Below are 17,703 nucleotides of genomic sequence, written 5' to 3'. Positions count from 1 at the left end.
AATAAAGCGCCCTGATTTATCAGGGCGTTTTTTATTTTTAGGGATGACTAGTTTTATTTCTGCTGTACTCAAGGACATTGCTTCTGGTTCGATACCAATGTCAGAATATGTTTTTATTCTTCCCAGTAAAAGAGCCGGTCTGTTCTTGAAAAAGGAACTTGCAAAGCAACTTTCTCATACTACTTTTCTACCTAAGATATATAGTATTGAAGATTTCATAGAAGAGATTGCTCAAGTTAAGGTAATCGACAATACTACGGCTCTGTTTAGCTTTTACGAGGTATACGTAACCCATACTCCTAAGGCTGATCAAGAAACGTTTGACGTTTTTTATAACTGGGCACAAACCTTACTGTATGATTTTAATGAGATTGATCGTTACCTTATTGATGCAAATTCTTTCTTTACTTATCTGGGTAGAATTCAAGATATCAACCACTGGTCATTGCAACCCGAAAAGACTAAGTTGGTTGAGAATTACCTCAAGTTTTGGAACCTACTTCCCGTATATTATAAACAATTTAGCAAGACCTTGATTAAGGATGAAAAGGCGTATCAAGGTTTAGCTTATAGAACTGCTGCTTATGGTACTAAATCCTATCTTGCCTATAACCATAAACCTCATATTTTTTTAGGGTTTAACGCATTAAATACAGCAGAACAGCAGATCATTCAGGAGTTTTTAACGGCAGGAAAAGCAGAAATATACTGGGATGCAGATCAATACTTTTTAGAGCATCCATATCATGATGCCGCATTATTTTTACGAGAATACTTTAACGTTTGGTCTTATTACAAAGTAAATGAACCGAAGTGGATTTCTAATCACTTTACACAAAAGAAAGAGTTCAGTTTAGTTGGTGTTTCCAGCGATATTCAAATTACAAAGCATGTAGGAGAAATATTGAGTACGCTTAGTGTTGAAGATCAAAAAAAAACGGCACTTATTTTGGGGAATGAGTCCTTACTTCTCCCTATGCTTAATACGATACCTAGCAATATTTTGAGCATTAATGTTACGATGGGAATGAACATTACAGAGAGTCCTGTAGCTTCTTTTTTTGAAGAGCTGTTTGATCTTCACGTTAATCCCAGTAAAACAAAATATTATAAAATAGTTTTAAACGTATTAAGCCATAACCTTATTCAGTCTGTTTTCTCAAGGTTCTCAAGAAAAGCAATACAAAAAATCCAACGAGAGAATTTGATATATGTAGCACTAACAGATCTGGAGTCAATAGCGTCAACTGATAATGAAAAATTTCTCATCCATTTGATCTTTGATGAATTTAAGAGTACAATAGAATTCATTCGACGTATTATCGACTTCATACATATCTTAAAAGCATCGTTGAGTAATGATAATCAAGCGACATCTTTGCAATACCTCTTTAAATTTAATCAGGTTTTTGAGCGTTTAAGGAAACTTATTGTTTTATATAAAAACATACATTCTATCAGTATGCTTCAGCGAATTTACAGGGACAGCTTATCTGCTGAAACGATTGATTTTTTAGGTTCGCCCTTTGACGGACTTCAACTCATGGGAATGCTTGAAACCCGTGGATTGGATTTTGAACATGTAATTATTACAAATTTAAACGAGGGAGTGTTACCAGCGGGTAAAAGCGCCAATTCATTTATTCCATACGATCTAAAAAAAGAGTACGGTCTGCCTACCTACAAAGAAAAAGACGCGATATATACCTATCATTTTTATCGCCTGCTGCACCGGGCGAAAAAGATTACACTATTATATACGACAGAGCCAAATAGTTTGCTAGGTGGTGAAAAAAGCAGATTTATTCGTCAGCTTGAAATAGAGCAGCAGTCTCAACACACCTACAGAAACTATACAGTTACATCGGCCATTCCAACATCAAAAAAAGTTTTGAAAACAATCGAAAAAACAACAGATGTTATTGACAAGATAATTGAAAAAGCATCGAAAGGGTTTTCAGCTTCAGCTCTATTGATATATTTACGGAATCCGGTGGATTTTTATTACCGCTACATTTTGGGAATAGAAGAAAGCGATGAGGTTGAGGAGACTATAGCGGCAAATACACTAGGGACTATTGTACATGATACATTGGAAGAACTCTTTAAGCCCTACATAGGTCATCAACTTACTGCGGATATACTAGATCAACTTTTAAAAAATTCTGAAAAACAAGTAAAGATTCAATTTGAAAAAACATATACTTTGCGCAATACTTTAACCGGAAAAAACCTGATCATCTTTGAAGTCGCTAAAAAATATGTACGGGAATTTTTGCATTTAGAAAAAGCTACGTTAGGAAGAAATACGATTTTTTTGAAAGAGGTAGAGCAAGATTTAGAAATAGGTCTTGAAATTCCTGAGCTTTCCTATAAAGTAAACCTAAAAGGAAAAATAGATCGCGTTGATCAGTTCAATAACGATTTGAGGATTATTGACTATAAAACAGGTAAGGTGCAACAAGGACAGGTTATCTTAAAAGATTGGGATGAATTGATTACAAATTACGACGATTACAGCAAGCCTTTTCAGCTATTAACCTATGCGCTTCTTTTGCATACAGCCAAAAAAATTGAACTTCCGGTAAAGGCCGGCATTATATCATTCAAGAACTTTTCTGCAGGATTTATTCCACTTAAGGAGGATAAATCGGATCAAATTACTGCCGAAATGTTAGAACGGTTTGAACAAAAGCTCACTGAGCTCATTTTGGAAATCTGCGATCCCAATATACCTTTTCAGGAAAAAGAAATCAAACCTCATTATCATGGTTACTAGATTAAAAAACCAAGTGTATCAACGAAGTGGAGATCGTCCCATACTAATTGATTATTTTTTTGAAGAACATACACAGCACCAACCGGTGATCATTTTCTGTCATGGTTATAAAGGTTTCAAGGATTGGGGTTGCTGGGATGTAATGGCTACCGCATTTGCGAAAGCTGGTTTTTTCTTTTTAAAATTCAATTTTTCGCATAATGGAGGTACTATGGATCAACCCATTGATTTTCCTGATCTGGATGCTTTTGCCCAAAACAATTATACACAAGAATTAATAGATTTAGGGGATGTGATCGATATGGCTTACGCCGAAAATTTCCCACACGCCGACAAAATCGATACTTCTACGATCACTTTGATAGGACATTCCAGAGGTGGCGGAATTACCCTGATTAAAGCTAAAGAGGATTCTCGCGTCACCAGCTTAATTACACTAGCTTCGGTAGCTGATTATAAAGAACGTTTCCCTAAAGGAGAAGCACTTAAACAATGGAGAGAAAACGGCGTTTTTTATGTAAAAAACGGAAGAACTAAGCAGCAAATGCCGCATAAATATCAATTTTATACTGATTTTATTGAACATGAGGAACGTCTCACGATTTCGCGTGCAGCAAAAAAGTTGAAGATTCCTTACTTGATCATTCACGGTACGAATGATCCTACCGTCTCCTTCTCTTCCGCAGAAAAAATTCATGAGTGGGCGAAAAATTCTGAATTATATCCTATTGAGAACGCTAATCATGTTTTTGGCAGCAGTCACCCATGGCATAAAAAAAGCTTACCAGATCATCTTAACCAAGCGATCCAGGCAAGCTTGAAATTTTTAAATATTTAGTCTAAAGATTATTTTAAATCGGGTCGTGTTGGTCTCACTTCGATCTTACTTGGCAGTGTTCTGGGGTTCATCTTAAGTAAATCAATTACCAATTCTCCAATATCCTCCGGTTGGATCTTCCAGGCATCAGATTCATTAGGATCATTGCCATTAAATTGACTTGAAACTGAACCAGGCATGATCGTCGTTACTTTTATTCCATGTGAGCGCAGGTCAAGCATAGCGGCTTGTGTAAACCCTACCACACCAAATTTAGAAGCGTTGTAGCCTGTGCCACCCGCAAAGAAATTAGTGCCTGCTAAACTTGCGATGGTCATATAATACCCTCCTGAAGATTTCAGTGCTTCAACACTGGCTTTGAGCGTATGAAACGCACCAATAAGGTTGGTATCAATCATTTGCTTAAACTGATCTGGCTTTATTTCATCCACCGGAGCAAAATGTCCTAATCCTGCATTAGCGATGACCACATCTACCTGCCCCCACTTTTTCATGATACGGGCAATGGCCTTTTCTTCATGATCGAGGCGGGTCACATCTGATCCTATCCCCAAAGTCCGTTCACTGCTCTTATCCAATGAAGTTGCCACTTCTTGGGCATCAGTTTCATTTCGTCCACTTAAGGCTACACGCATCCCTTTAGCTAACAGTGCTTCTGCGATTCCTAATCCTATTCCTTTTGTACCCCCTGTGATATAGGCTACTTTATCTTCAAATTCCATGTGTATATTTTTACTTGAAAATAATCATGGAAACGCCCAGAATAAAATCTGTCGCGTTAGGGTTTAGTTAAAATCTATGCGATTTTTAAATCTGCCTCTAGTGAAGAACAACCATAAATGTTTTCACGTCATGTGCCTAAAAACGTAAACACCTGTTCAAGTAAACTTGGCAGGTGTTTCACTTTTATTCACTCAGCAGTTGTGAGTGATTGTGGAGAAGACGGGATTCGAACCCGTGACCTCTTGACTGCCAGTCAAGCACTCTAGCCAACTGAGCTACATCCCCAAATTTCTCAGCGGGGATTTAGCGAAGTGCCTATCCCGCAGAGCGTAGCGATTATGCGGGAAGCTACATCCCCTTTTTTTAATTTCCACTAAGGATTAACAGCGGAATCGTAGTGAAAAATTCACGTTTCAAAATTACATCTTTTTCCCAAAGTCTGGTGAAAAATCCGCGCTTTCTTCTCACCACACACAACATATCAGGTTGATTGGATTGAAAATGTTCTAACACACCTTGATATGTGGTGGCATTTTCAGTTTTAGAAATGTTGTCGGTCAGTGCCATTAACTCCTTAGAAAATTGATTGTACGATTCTTGATGATCTGGCGTAATGACCTGTAAGACATTGATCGTAGTATGCAAAAATGTTTTGATTTGCCTTAAAGGTAATAATGCATCTTGACGAGTAAAGTTCCCATTCTTAAACGCCATTAAAATATTCTTTGCCGGTTTAAACGTATAGCCATCTGGTACGATCAAGGCAGGGATGGTAGTTTGTTTGATCAATTTACCGGAGGTCTTCCCTAAATATACCTCATCTTTTTTTGAATTACTCCGCGGACTCAATATCATCAAATCCACCGGAATATGCCGATTAAAACGTTCAACTCCCTCAACTACTTCTCCTTTTATGGGATGCGCAATTACGTGTACGTCACGTTGATCCACTTTATTCATCACTTGGGTTAGTCGTTCTTCACTTTCTTCCTTTAGTAGCGTATTTACCTTAGATAATCCGCCCGCTTTAGAAAGTTGCTTAAATACCGAAACCACATACACGTTAGCATCAAAAACTTCAGCAAAGTCAATGGCATACTGCAGGCAGGATTCGGCACCGGGTGAAGATCCAATAGGAACAAGAATATTTTTCATAGGGCTAGTCGTTTAACGAATACAAAAGTAGGTTATTTTACGCAACCCTAAACGGCATAATCCTGTATCTAATTATCTTCTTAATTCACTAGATCATTTTGTGCTTTTTAAGTAGTTTCGGCATTCATGCAGCAAGAAGTTACCTTTAAACGTATACATCAATTGGCAATTCCGGCGATTCTGGCAGGGATAGCAGAACCGCTGTTGTCATCGACTGATGCTGCCGTAATTGGCAACATTGATACACTACCTGTAGAATCATTAGCTGCAGTGGGCATTGTTGGATCCTTTTTATCCATGCTTATTTGGGTATTGGGACAAACCCGAAGCGCCATATCCACCATATTATCTCAGCATCTGGGCGCAGGGGCGCTAGAAGATGTAAAAGTACTGCCGGCTCAAGCGATTTTCTTCAACTTAGTTTTAGCATTAATTGTTCTGGGAACGACATATGCCTTTGCGCGGCAAATATTTGAACTACTCAATGCTTCAGGAGAGGTGCTACGTTTAAGTTTAGACTACTACCACATTAGAGTATGGGGATTTCCATTAACGCTCTTCACCTTTGCCGTTTTTGGAATATTTAGAGGGCTGCAAAATACCTACTGGCCTATGATCATCGCGATTACAGGAGCAGTTGTAAACATAGGATTAGATTTCGCTCTGGTATATGGAGTCGAAAATATTATTCCCGCAATGAATATCAAAGGAGCAGCATGGGCCAGTCTGATCTCACAAGGACTTATGGCGTTGTTGTCTTTTATCCTTCTGCTTAAAAAAACCAGCATATCCCTTAAGTTAGTTTTCCCTTTTCACCCAGAAATAAAGACGCTCATCCTTATGAGCCTAAATCTGTTTTTGCGAACCATAGCACTTAACTTGGCTTTAATCTTAGCAGTACGTGAAGCCACAGCATTAGGAGATCAATACATCGCCGCTCACGCCATTGCGATTAACATTTGGTTTTTTTCTGCCTTCTTTTTGGATGGCTATGGTGCCGCTGGTAATATTTTAGGAGGCAAACTCATTGGCGCAAAAAATTATCAGGCGCTATGGATACTTGCTAAGCGTTGCGTCCTATATTGTTTAGGGATGAGTTTGGTTCTTATTCTCTTAGGAGTACTTTTTTATGAACCTCTTGGTCTAATTTTTAGCAAAGAAGCCGAAGTCCTTGCCATCTTTTACGGCGTCTTTTTTATGGTTTTAGTTACTCAACCCATTAATGCAGTAGCATTCACCTTTGATGGGATTTTCAAGGGTCTGGGCAAAATGAAATACCTGCGTAATGTGTTGTTTGCTTCAACCTTTCTAGGGTTCATACCCATGCTTTATTTGAGCAAGCATCAACAATGGGGGTTATTGGGCATTTGGGGAGCCTTTGTAGTTTGGATATTTATTCGTGCATTTGTCTCTACGTTAAAATTTAGATTTACCTACTTACCCTTACTCAAAAAACAATAAGAAGCGTATTTTTGCATCCTAAGGTATACGCATGAGTATAATACGAATCACTAAGCAGTTTAATTTTGAAACCGGTCACGCGCTGTATGGCTACGATGGCAAGTGTAAAAATGTTCACGGGCACAGCTATAAATTATCGGTTACGGTAATCGGGTCGCCTATTACAGACACAAATAACGTTAAATTGGGCATGGTGATTGATTTTAGCGACCTTAAAAAAATAGTGAAAGAAGAAATTGTCAATCAATTTGATCACGCCACGGTGTTTAATAAAAACACTCCACATATTGAGCTGGCAAAAGAGTTGAAACAACGCGGGCACAACGTAATTCTAGCAGATTATCAACCTACAAGTGAGAACATGGTGATAGATTTTGCCGAAAAAATCAGTGCCAGACTACCCAATCATATTAAGCTGTACGCATTAAGACTCCAAGAGACCGAAACCAGTTTTGCAGAGTGGTACGCCAGTGATAATTAGGGCGTGACAAGCCGGGCTATTCGCTATATCTCTCTTCAACGCGTTGAAGAGAGGATGCCGCTGCTATCCCTCACGCAAACATAGTTTCTTTATTAAAGGACATTTCACATTGAATATGCTACGCTTGAACAGTAATTTACGCTTTCCCATTAATTAATATCTTTGCGGTATATGCAACTTCCAATAGGTAAAAAGGTATACTTTGCCAGTGACAATCATTTAGGAGCACCTACACGTGAGGAGAGTTTGATTCGCGAAAAGAAATTTGTCGCTTGGTTAGATCAGATTAAAGAAGATGCTGCGGCTATTTTTCTATTGGGAGATTTATTTGACTTTTGGTTTGAGTATAAGACTGTTGTTCCTAAAGGTTTCACCAGAACCTTAGGTAAACTTGCTGAAATTACTGATAGCGGTACCCCTGTTTACTATTTTGTGGGGAATCACGATTTATGGATGAACGGCTATTTTGAAGAAGAACTAAACATCCCGGTGTATCATGAGCCACAGGAATTTACCTTTAACGACAAAACTTTTTTCATAGGTCACGGTGATGGATTAGGCCCCGGCGACAAGGGGTATAAACGCATGAAAAAAGTCTTCACCAATCCAGTTTCCAAATGGGCCTATCGCTGGTTACATCCAGATTTAGGCGTAAAGCTTGCGCAATATTTTTCGGTGAAAAATAAACTCATTTCTGGTGACGAGGATGTAACTTTTTTAGGAGAAGAGAAAGAGTGGCTGGTTCAATATTCAAAACGTAAGTTAAATGAAAAACACCGTGATTATTTTGTGTTTGGACACCGGCATCTTCCGTTAGAAATACCTTTGAACGATTCTTCTACCTATATCAATCTTGGCGATTGGATTACCTACTATACCTATGGTGTTTTTGATGGTACTGACCTATCGCTAGAGAAGTATTAGTGTTCTTTCTCGTGTTCTTCCACATCTTTTCTTAAGTCCAAGTTCCTAAAACTTGGCGATGCAAACCAGGTTGTTACTACTGTAAGTAAGGTCATACTTCCTCCAAAAACAACTGCTGTTACTGTTCCCATTAATTTTGCCGTGACTCCACTCTCAAACGCTCCTAGTTCATTACTGGAGCCAACGAACATAGAATTCACGGAGGCTACTCTACCCCGCATATGATCTGGTGTTTTAAGTTGCAGGATGGTCTGGCGAATAACCATAGACACTCCGTCTGTAACTCCGCTAAAAAATAAGGCAACTACAGATACCCAAAAGATAGTTGATAGGCCAAAGACTATGATACATATTCCAAAACCAAAAATAGTTGCGAGTAGTTTCTTCCCTGCATTTTTGCTTATGGGTAAATACGCTGTGGTTAACATCGTAAGAAATGCTCCTACTGCTGGAGCTGCCCTCAACACCCCAAAACCTTCTGAACCTACTTCAAGGATATCTTGTGCAAATACGGGCAATAGTGCTACCGCGCCTCCAAATAAAACAGCGACCATATCCAAGGTCAGCGCGCCAATAATGGCTTTTGTATTCCTGACGAAGCGAATCCCTTCTTTTAAACTTTTGAGCACAGGTTCCCCAATGTTTGGATTGAGAATAGGTTTTTTAGGAATGCTAAAAAGAACTGCCAAGGAGAATAAAACTAAACCAAAAATGATGCACAGCGTCCAATGTACACCAATCCTATGAATTAAAAATCCGCCGGTAGCAGGACCTAATACCGAAGCCATTTGCCAGGTAGAACTGCTCCAGGTTGCTGCATTGGGATAAATACGTTTAGGAACGATAAGGGCGATAAGCGAAAAAATGGTTGGCCCAAAAAAAGAGCGTAGAAACCCTCCACAAAATACTAAGGCATAGATGCCAAACAGGATATAATCTTTTGACCAGTCTGATACAATTTTAGGCCAGGTCAATAAAAACAAGCCAAAGCTTATCAGCGAGAATGCTCCTATACAAAGTGCGAGAAGATTTCGTTTTTCACGCTGATCCACAATATGACCTGCAAATAATGCCATGGTAAATGCCGGGATAATTTCCATGAGACCTATGATTCCTAAAGACAACGGATTTTTAGTAATCGAATACACCTGCCATTCAATCACGATAAATTGCATGGACCAGGCAAACACCAATGCAAACCGCATCACTAAAAAAATATTGAACTCTTTAAATCGGAGCGCTGCGTAGGGGTCGTTTTTAGGCATTTTAAATTTCTTGATTAGCTAGAAAATAAATCTAAATAACTGCTATACGCATAAACACGATCCCTTTCTGCGCCAGTGATTTCGTCAAGAATTTCAAGTTTTTCCATGTCTGAAATCAATCTGTAAGACGATACGAGAGACTTGGAAATAATCTTTGAAACAGCTTTAACATCTACTATGGGTTTGACATAAAGATGATCTAAAACCAATTTAGCGTCACTACTCCTTGCCTTAAGTTCTTTAATTTTCTCTTCGTTCATGCGTTGGAGTTGTAAAATTCCATCAAACGTTTTTACTCCGCTTTTTGCTGTTTCAATTATACCCGAAAGGAAAAACTTTAACCATTGTGTTAAATCATTGTGAGTTCTTACACGCATTAAATTGTCATAATAAAGCGTTCTATTTTTCTCAAAGAAATCAGATAAATAAAGCATAGGTTTTTTAAGAACACCCTTAGAAACTAGATATAGTGTAATTAATAACCTGCCTACCCTACCATTTCCATCTAAAAAAGGATGTATGGTTTCAAATTGATAATGAATGATTGCGATCTTTAATAAATCAGGTAATGGATTTAATTCATCGTTCGCAAATTTTTCTAGGTCTGATATGAGCGTCTGAATTGAATTATGATTAGGAGGTATGAAGACAGCATCATTTAAGGTTGCTCCTCCAATCCAATTTTGACTCCTTCTATATTCTCCGGGTAATTTGCTTTTACCCCTCACTCCTTGCAACAAAATAGTATGTGCTTTTGTAATTAATCTGGAGGAAAATGGAAGAGAACTGAGCAACTTCACAGCCTCATTCATGGCCTGAATATAATTTTGAACCTCTTCCCAATCGTCCCTTTTTTCGTAAGAGACATCTTCTTTATTTAAAAAAGCCTCTTCCATGTTAGTTTGAGTTCCTTCGATTTTAGAAGATTGAGTAGCCTCTTTAGCAATATGCATACTTAGAAAAAGATCTATATTCACATACTCTGAATACATATCCAACCTACCAAGATGCCTATCTGCTCTGCTCAAAAGGCTAAGGACTTGCATGTCGTCTACATTCCATGGTCTATTAATTACATTGGGTTCAAAACTTTTATAATACCCTTGATTTATGAATGAACCTGCATTAAAACGTTTCATTTCTTTAAATAATACAATTACTATTTAAGCAAAAATACAAAAACCTTAAATAGTGAACCTCCTTATTTAAGTTTTTGTGGAAAAACCTTAAATAGCGATGAGATTAATTAAGTAAACCGAAATTAATTTGGCTTTATGTCTTTTAATTTGAGCTGAAGCGTGACATTTCCATTCCACTCATTCTCATCTAGTGTAAATGCAGCCGAAAAACACTGCTTGTCTTTGATGAGATCTTCTTTATCACCCAGATTGAATCCTATTGCACCAATACGTACTTTATCTTGGGTAAGCGTTAATTTTAGATGATCATTTGTTTGACCTACTGTTTTTCCATACCCAGTATCCTGAGCCTTAGAAACCATAAAAGTAGGCCGCATATTTCCCGGTCCAAAGGGGGCGAATTGTTTTAGAATACGATAGAATTTAGGTGTTAGATCACGTAATTTTATTTCGGCATCGATAGAGATTTCAGGAACGAGGAGTTTGGGATCAATATTTCCTGAAACTACTTCTTCAAATTTTTGCTTGAAGGCTCCATAATTGGCTTCGGCTAGGGTGAGTCCGGCAGCGTATTTATGTCCGCCAAATTGTTCGATGTGTTCCTGGCAAGCCTCAAGAGCTTCATACACATCATATCCTCTTACTGATCTGGCAGAAGCGGCTAATTTATTTCCGCTTTTTGTGAATACCAGTGTTGGTCGATAATAGGTTTCTATTAGACGCGAAGCCACAATACCAATCACTCCTTTGTGCCAGCTTTTATCATAGACTACGCTGGTCATTCTATCTTCTTCTTTTAGGGTGGTGATTTGTGCTAAGGCTTCGGCCGTGATTTGTTTATCAAGTGACCTGCGATCCAGATTAAAGGTTTCAATTTCTTCCGCGAAAGCGATGGCGACATTTGGATCATTTTCAGTCAAGAGATTGACGGCGTTTTGACCGTGTTTAATTCTTCCGGCTGCATTAATGCGTGGTGCGATAATAAAGACCACATCTGTGATGGTCAATTCCTTTTTTAAGGGAGCGGTCATGGCCGCAATCCCCGGACGCGGATTTTTATTAATAACTTCTAGCCCATGATACGCGAGAATGCGATTTTCACCCGTAATGGGGACGATGTCTGCTCCTATGGCAGTAGCAACCAGATCTAGGTATTCTGTAAGTGCTTCAACCGGTACGTCTTGATGCTGTGCCAGTGCTTGAATAAGTTTAAACCCTACGCCGCAGCCACATAACTCTTCGTAGGGATAGGTACAATCCTTCCGTTTGGGGTCTAAGACCGCCACGGCTTTTGGGAGGTGTTCACCGGGCCTGTGGTGATCACAAATGATAAAATCAATCTGTTTTTCTTCCGCGTAAGCGACTTTATCAATGGCTTTAATTCCGCAATCTAGAGCTATAATTAGTGTAAATCCATTGTCTTGCGCAAAGTCAATTCCTTGATAAGAAATCCCATAGCCTTCTTCATAGCGATCTGGAATATATGTGGCTACACTGGAATGTATTTTTGATAAAAAAGAATACATCAAGGACACGGCAGTAGTACCATCTACATCATAATCTCCATAGATTAAAATATTTTCACCAGATTTAATCGCTTTTTCAATACGGTCAACAGCACGATCCATATCCTTCATCAAAAAAGGATCGTGGAGCTGGGATATACTGGGCCTAAAAAAGGCTTTTGCATCATCATAGGTTTTTATCCCACGCTGAATAAGTAATTGCGCGGTGACAGCATCTACCTGCAAGGCATCTTGAAGGTGCTTAATTTTTTCTAAAGCAGGAACAGGCTTTATCGTCCAGCGCATTTTGAGTTCAATTGTAAAATTCTAAAGTACAAAATGAAGTTTGCTGATGCTCTTTTTCATGCTTATTTTTTTAAAGAATATGTATCTTTCAGCCTTTTGAATAATTTAAAATAGAACATATGCCACTGGTAACCCCACTTTCTCCAGATCATGATAAAGAAACCCGCGAATTAGCTACTTTTTTCAATGAAACATTGGGATTTTGCCCTAATTCTGTGTTGACGATGCAGCACAGACCCGCGATTTCAAAGGCCTTTATTAATTTAAACAAAGCAGTGATGGCGAATGAAGGTAGGGTGACTTCTGCCTTAAAACGAATGATCGCATGGGTGAGCAGCAATGCTACTGGCTGTAGATATTGCCAGGCTCATGCGATAAGAGCAGCAGAGCGATATGGGGCAGAGCAAGAGCAATTAGATAATATTTGGGAGTACAGAACACATCCCGCATTTAGTGAGGCAGAACGGGCAGCGCTGGACTTCTCATTAGCTGCAAGCCAAGTACCCAATGCAGTTGATAAAGCAATCAAAGATCGCTTATACACATATTGGAATGAGGGTGAAATTGTAGAAATGTTAGGCGTGATTTCACTTTTTGGCTATTTAAACCGTTGGAACGATAGCATGGGAACTAGCATTGAGCAAGGAGCTGTTGAGAGCGGGGAGCACTATTTAGGGAAACACGGTTGGAATAAGGGGAAACATGCATAGAAAAGTAGCCTAATAGTCAATGCTGAAAATCGCGTTTCACCCTATCTATAAACATCCTTTGCCAAAAGGTCATCGTTTCCCCATGCAAAAGTACGATTTGCTCCCCAAGCAATTGTTGCACGAAGGCACCTGTAACAAAGAGAATTTTTTCACACCAGCTAAAATTAAACTGGAATACGTGTTAAGGGCTCATGATGATGAGTATGTAAATAATTTAATCGATCTGAAAATTTCTCCTCGTGAAGCGCGAAAAATTGGTTTCCCCTTATCCCAAGAATTAGTAGATCGAGAACTGATCATAGCTCAGGGAACCATAACCGGAAGTGAATATTCACTGGAGTACGGAATTGCGATGAATATTGCAGGGGGAACCCATCACGCATACAGCGATAGAGGTGAAGCATTCTGTATGTTAAATGATCAAGCCATCGCCGCACATTATTTATTAGCTACTCAACAAGCCTCAAAAATTCTTATCGTTGATTTAGACGTCCATCAGGGAAATGGCACCGCTCAAATATTTCAACATGACGATCGCGTGTTTACGTTTTCTATGCATGGTGCCAGTAATTATCCTTTTAAAAAGGAAACCTCAGATCTAGATGTTGCTTTACCGAATGGTCTGGGAGATGATGAATACTTGGAAATTCTATTTGAAACACTTCCAAAATTAATGGACGAACAACGACCAGATTTTATATTTTATCTATGTGGCGTAGATATTTTAGCCAGTGATAAGCTGGGTAAGTTGGGCTGCACACTCAATGGATGTTTAGAGCGGGATCGTTTTGTGTTAGAAACCTGCCATCGCTATCAGCTCCCTGTTCAATGCAGTATGGGAGGAGGCTACTCGCCAGAAATTAAAACAATCATTGATGCCCATGCAAATACCTTTAGATTGGCAAAGCAAATCTACTTTTAGGCAGTATTCCATCACCCGGGAAAAATCCTTTCTATACTTTATATTAGCTACCTGTACACCCAGGCAACGTAAAATGTAGCTCAGATTAATTTAAACTATTTACATTTCTAAGGCGTTGATCTCTTAACACTAAAAGTTTTTTATTTCAACTAAAAAAAGCAGCGACCAATATCTTCATAGAAATACAACTATGACTCCTGCAATTCACATAGATATAATCCCATTCTAATTTTCCAATAAGGTATTTTTTCCTCAAAAAAATCAAAATAAATTTTAAGTTTTTCGGGGTTTTGTAAATGGTTCTTTGCCTTTTCTATAGCAGTTAATTCTTTGCGGTTGACGAAAGCATAAAGATCAACAGGGCAATCTTCGGCATGTGCCTTCTGTAGGTGATGATAAATGGTGCCAATTTTAAGATCGCGGTATTCAGCGACCTCTGCCACGGTCATTCCCTGGTCGAATAATTCGTAGCTTAAGAGATGCGTTGCCTTTTTTGGGAGAAGTGATGCTTTATAGGCTGCGATCTCAGCTAAAAAGACAGAGGAATATTTTTCTAATTTTGCCTGCCCAACTCCTGTTACGGTCAAAAACTCATCATTAGTTTGAGGCAATTTAATTTCCATATCTTTTAAACTTGCATCGCTAAATACAGCAAATGCCGGAATACCTGCTTCTATTGATAATGTATAACGCAATTTACGCAAGCGTTCAAACAGACCTGAAACCTTTTCTTGTTTTTGATTTGTTCTCACTACATTTTCTTTTGCAAGAATAGCCAATTTCACTTGTTTGCCTTTAAACAAGATCTCTTTAGCTAAAGATGTAAGCTCAATACGCGCATGCTCTTTAAAGTTGATGTTCAAAATTCCTTGATTAAGGAGTTGAATAAAATACTGCTGTAAATCTTTCCATGCAATATCTTTAGCCACCCCGTATGTTTTAACCCTTTGATAATTGTTTTCATAGATCGTAGCATTTTCTGCTCCACGCAGAACATCAATCACAACACCCATGGCTTCTTTCTCTTTGAGCCTAGCGATGGCAGAACATATCTTTTGAGCGATAAGAGTGCCATCAAAATATGCGGGTGGATGTTCACATACATCACAGTAGCCGCAATCACTAGGGTAGTGCTCATCAAAATAGGACAGTAATACTTTTCTACGACAACTCAACGCCTCTGCGTAATGCTGCATACGCTCTAACTTAGCGTATTGTACTTCTTGATTTGCTCCATGATCAATGAATGTACGTAATTGGATTAAATCACCAAGGCTATAGAACAGTAGAGCGTGTGCCGGGAGTCCGTCGCGTCCACTTCTTCCAATTTCCTGATAATAACCTTCTATGTTTTTAGGTAAATTATAGTGGATAACCCAGCGCACGTTACTTTTATCGATTCCCATCCCAAAAGCAATCGTGGCTACCATGATTTTTATGTGGTCACGGCTAAAGTTTTCTTGCAGATTATTTCGGGTTTCTGCATTCAAACCAGCATGATAAGCAGCTGCAGAATAACCGTTGTCGTTTAATTTTTGAGCAATTTTCTCAGTGCTTTTTCGGCTTAGGCAATAAACTATACCATTTTCATCGACATGATTTTGTAAAAAATCAAGTATACTTTTAATACGATTTCTCGCAGGTCTTACCTCTAAAAAAATGTTCGCACGGTCAAAGGAGGAGACATATTTAACCGCTTTAGGGATAGAGAGTTGTTCAAGGATATCCTGCTGAGTGGTACGATCTGCAGTTGCAGTTAGAGCAATGACCGGAATGTGGGGATGATGTATTTTAAGACGGGAAAGTTGTGTGTAGGCTGGTCTAAAATCATGCCCCCAGCTTGAAATGCAATGGGTCTCATCAATAGCAAAAAGCGATATTGTAATTAAAGAAAAGTACGATTCAATTAACGCAAGACTTTCTGGAGCAATGTATAATAATGTTAGCGTTTGATTTTTAAACTTTGAAAGGGTTTCTTGTTGTATATACTCATCTTGAGAACTATTGAGATAAGCCGCATCAATACCGTTTGCACGTAGCGCATCAACCTGATCTTTCATTAATGCTATAAGCGGTGAGATGACTACAGCTGTTCCTTCCATATAAATCGCTGGGAGCTGATAGCAAATGGATTTACCACCACCTGTAGGCATAATAGCTAAGACATCATTACCGTTAACCACTTCATTAATAATTTCTTGTTGATGCGGTCTAAATTGATCAAATCCAAAATGAGTTTTTAAGAGCTGAGGTAAAGTTGGGTTTACAGTCATGACTCAAAAATAGGGTTTTGAATGAAAAAGATAAGGTTTTAAATGTACCGTCGTTGGCAAGTATCTTTTAGAATATTTACTGTTAATTGTATATTTGATGAAATGACAAAGATGAAAATTAAATTAGATATTCTATTATTTATAACCATTACAGTTTTATCCTGTGAGAATGAAGATGATGTAAATGAAGCTAACAAAAATTTAAGTATTACAGTTTTAGGTCAATTAGAGAATGATCTTTTACAGATAAATATTGAATCATTTAAACCTCAAGAATTCAATCAGATAAATTTATCTTCAGAGTTAACCATTGAAGACTATCAATACTATACACTCGATCAGGGGCTATTGTCTGTTTTCAATTTATATGGAGATGCACATAAATTGTATCAAAAGAATATTCTTACAAATTCTGAAGGGTCTTCAATATACGGGTGCGATGTTGATTTTGATGAAGAACAATATATTTCGGCTAGAGCAAATAGCGATTATTTTGTTCAGCATAATGTTCTTTTCAGCCAGGAATTACAATTTTTAAGAATATATGATATTAAAAGTCAAACCTGCAGCCTCATTCAACAATCAGGTCAAAATATATTTGACGAAATAGAGGTATTTGGCTCTTATGTTGCAACACTTTCAACTCAAATCGATTCAAGAAAATTACAAGTATTTGACTTAAATAGTACTGAAAAACTAGGAGAGCTTCAATTGGATCTAGGAGACATAGCGACTATTGTAAATGAGGCTATTTATATTTTTTCTAATACAAAAAATACGCAACGTTATGCTATAAATTCATTTGAGTCATTAGGTGATATAGAATTCCAAAGAGCAGGATATCAATTCAATGATAGTAGTCGTTTGATAAAAGTCAAAACAAAAAATAATTACGTTGAGCTTATTAGAGAGCTAGCACAACCTTCGCAATTTTATGGTATCCCCGCGATTTTAGACCTAGATAACGGAAATGTCAGTATTTCTGAGATTAATCTTTTTGAAATTTACAATACAGTGATTAGTGAAACAAGCCTAAATCTCACTTTAAACCTGTTGACTGTAAATCTGCAATCTCAACGAATATTTCTTGGATTTGATGCTTTTAACAACGACACCTTGCAAGATGAAGGAGGAGTTATTGCAACGACTAATTTTAATGGTGAAGACTTGGAGCTTGTTAATGTTGAAATTTCTCCGCAAAAAATTGTGACATCAAATTAAT

14 protein-coding genes and 1 tRNA gene are annotated in these 17,703 nt (G+C 38.1%); 8 read left to right on the top strand and 7 right to left on the bottom strand.

The features are described from left to right. Nucleotides 1–43 precede the first annotated feature (43 nt). Nucleotides 44–2,779 carry a PD-(D/E)XK nuclease family protein gene (locus ABD000_RS08995; protein WP_343766237.1) on the top strand — a complete coding sequence of 912 codons (2,736 nt, stop codon included), beginning with the start codon at nt 44–46 and terminating at the stop codon, nt 2,777–2,779. Then, nucleotides 2,769–3,617, top strand: a complete 849-nt coding sequence (locus ABD000_RS08990) for an alpha/beta hydrolase family protein (RefSeq protein WP_343766234.1) — start codon at nt 2,769–2,771, stop codon at nt 3,615–3,617. Before ABD000_RS08995 ends, ABD000_RS08990 begins: the two co-directional genes overlap by 11 nt. An 8-nt stretch (nt 3,618–3,625) precedes the next feature. Here the strand turns inward: ABD000_RS08990 and ABD000_RS08985 are convergent, their stop codons facing one another. From ABD000_RS08985 to ABD000_RS08975, 3 genes are all read right to left on the bottom strand, one after another. After that, the gene (locus ABD000_RS08985; protein WP_343766231.1) at nt 3,626–4,339 is read right to left on the bottom strand and encodes an SDR family oxidoreductase; all 714 of its coding nucleotides are present in this window, start codon (nt 4,337–4,339) and stop codon (nt 3,626–3,628) included. A 212-nt stretch (nt 4,340–4,551) separates the two neighbouring features. Then, nucleotides 4,552–4,625 (bottom strand) — tRNA-Ala (locus ABD000_RS08980). A gap of 78 nt (nt 4,626–4,703) precedes the next feature. After that, nucleotides 4,704–5,495: a universal stress protein gene (locus tag ABD000_RS08975; protein ID WP_343766228.1), complete on the bottom strand. Its 792-nt coding sequence runs from the start codon at nt 5,493–5,495 to the stop codon at nt 4,704–4,706. Nucleotides 5,496–5,621: 126 nt separating this feature from the next. Between ABD000_RS08975 and ABD000_RS08970 the strand changes: the two genes are divergently transcribed. From ABD000_RS08970 to ABD000_RS08960, 3 genes are all read left to right on the top strand, one after another. Further along, a complete protein-coding gene (locus ABD000_RS08970; protein WP_343766225.1) occupies nt 5,622–6,956 on the top strand; it encodes an MATE family efflux transporter in 1,335 nt (444 codons plus the stop codon). Between the two features lie 31 nt (nt 6,957–6,987). After that, the gene (locus ABD000_RS08965) at nt 6,988–7,437 is read left to right on the top strand and encodes a 6-pyruvoyl trahydropterin synthase family protein (RefSeq protein WP_343766222.1); all 450 of its coding nucleotides are present in this window, start codon (nt 6,988–6,990) and stop codon (nt 7,435–7,437) included. A gap of 171 nt (nt 7,438–7,608) precedes the next feature. Then, complete coding sequence (locus ABD000_RS08960; RefSeq protein ID WP_343766219.1) at nt 7,609–8,361, top strand: UDP-2,3-diacylglucosamine diphosphatase; 753 nt, start codon at nt 7,609–7,611, stop codon at nt 8,359–8,361. Here the strand turns inward: ABD000_RS08960 and ABD000_RS08955 are convergent. The 3 genes from ABD000_RS08955 to recJ all read right to left on the bottom strand — a co-directional run bounded on the left by ABD000_RS08955 (nt 8,358) and on the right by recJ (nt 12,576). Beyond that, nucleotides 8,358–9,626, bottom strand: a complete 1,269-nt coding sequence (locus ABD000_RS08955; protein WP_343766216.1) for an MFS transporter — start codon at nt 9,624–9,626, stop codon at nt 8,358–8,360. The two genes, ABD000_RS08960 and ABD000_RS08955, sit on opposite strands and share 4 nt — an antisense overlap. Before the next feature lie 14 nt (nt 9,627–9,640). Continuing rightward, nucleotides 9,641–10,765: a Fic family protein gene (locus ABD000_RS08950; protein WP_343766213.1), complete on the bottom strand. Its 1,125-nt coding sequence runs from the start codon at nt 10,763–10,765 to the stop codon at nt 9,641–9,643. 122 nt (nt 10,766–10,887) lie between these two features. After that, on the bottom strand, nt 10,888–12,576 hold the full coding sequence (gene recJ, locus ABD000_RS08945; RefSeq protein WP_343766210.1) for a single-stranded-DNA-specific exonuclease RecJ: 1,689 nt from the start codon (nt 12,574–12,576) through the stop codon (nt 10,888–10,890). A 119-nt stretch (nt 12,577–12,695) separates the two neighbouring features. Between recJ and ABD000_RS08940 the strand changes: the two genes are divergently transcribed. Both ABD000_RS08940 and ABD000_RS08935 read left to right on the top strand, forming a co-directional pair. Beyond that, nucleotides 12,696–13,286, top strand: a complete 591-nt coding sequence (locus ABD000_RS08940; RefSeq protein ID WP_343766207.1) for a carboxymuconolactone decarboxylase family protein — start codon at nt 12,696–12,698, stop codon at nt 13,284–13,286. Nucleotides 13,287–13,305: 19 nt separating this feature from the next. Continuing rightward, a complete protein-coding gene (locus ABD000_RS08935) occupies nt 13,306–14,208 on the top strand; it encodes a histone deacetylase family protein (protein WP_343766204.1) in 903 nt (300 codons plus the stop codon). Between the two features lie 188 nt (nt 14,209–14,396). Here the strand turns inward: ABD000_RS08935 and recQ are convergent, their stop codons facing one another. Next, a complete protein-coding gene (gene recQ / locus ABD000_RS08930) occupies nt 14,397–16,481 on the bottom strand; it encodes a DNA helicase RecQ (protein ID WP_343766202.1) in 2,085 nt (694 codons plus the stop codon). Nucleotides 16,482–16,592: 111 nt separating this feature from the next. Between recQ and ABD000_RS08925 the strand changes: the two genes are divergently transcribed. After that, on the top strand, nt 16,593–17,702 hold the full coding sequence (locus ABD000_RS08925; RefSeq protein WP_343766199.1) for a hypothetical protein: 1,110 nt from the start codon (nt 16,593–16,595) through the stop codon (nt 17,700–17,702). Nucleotide 17,703: the final 1 nt, after the last annotated feature.

Source organism: Gangjinia marincola (genome assembly GCF_039523415.1).
Taxonomy (GTDB): domain Bacteria; phylum Bacteroidota; class Bacteroidia; order Flavobacteriales; family Flavobacteriaceae; genus Gangjinia; species Gangjinia marincola.
This window is presented reverse-complemented; position numbering and strand designations above follow the sequence as displayed.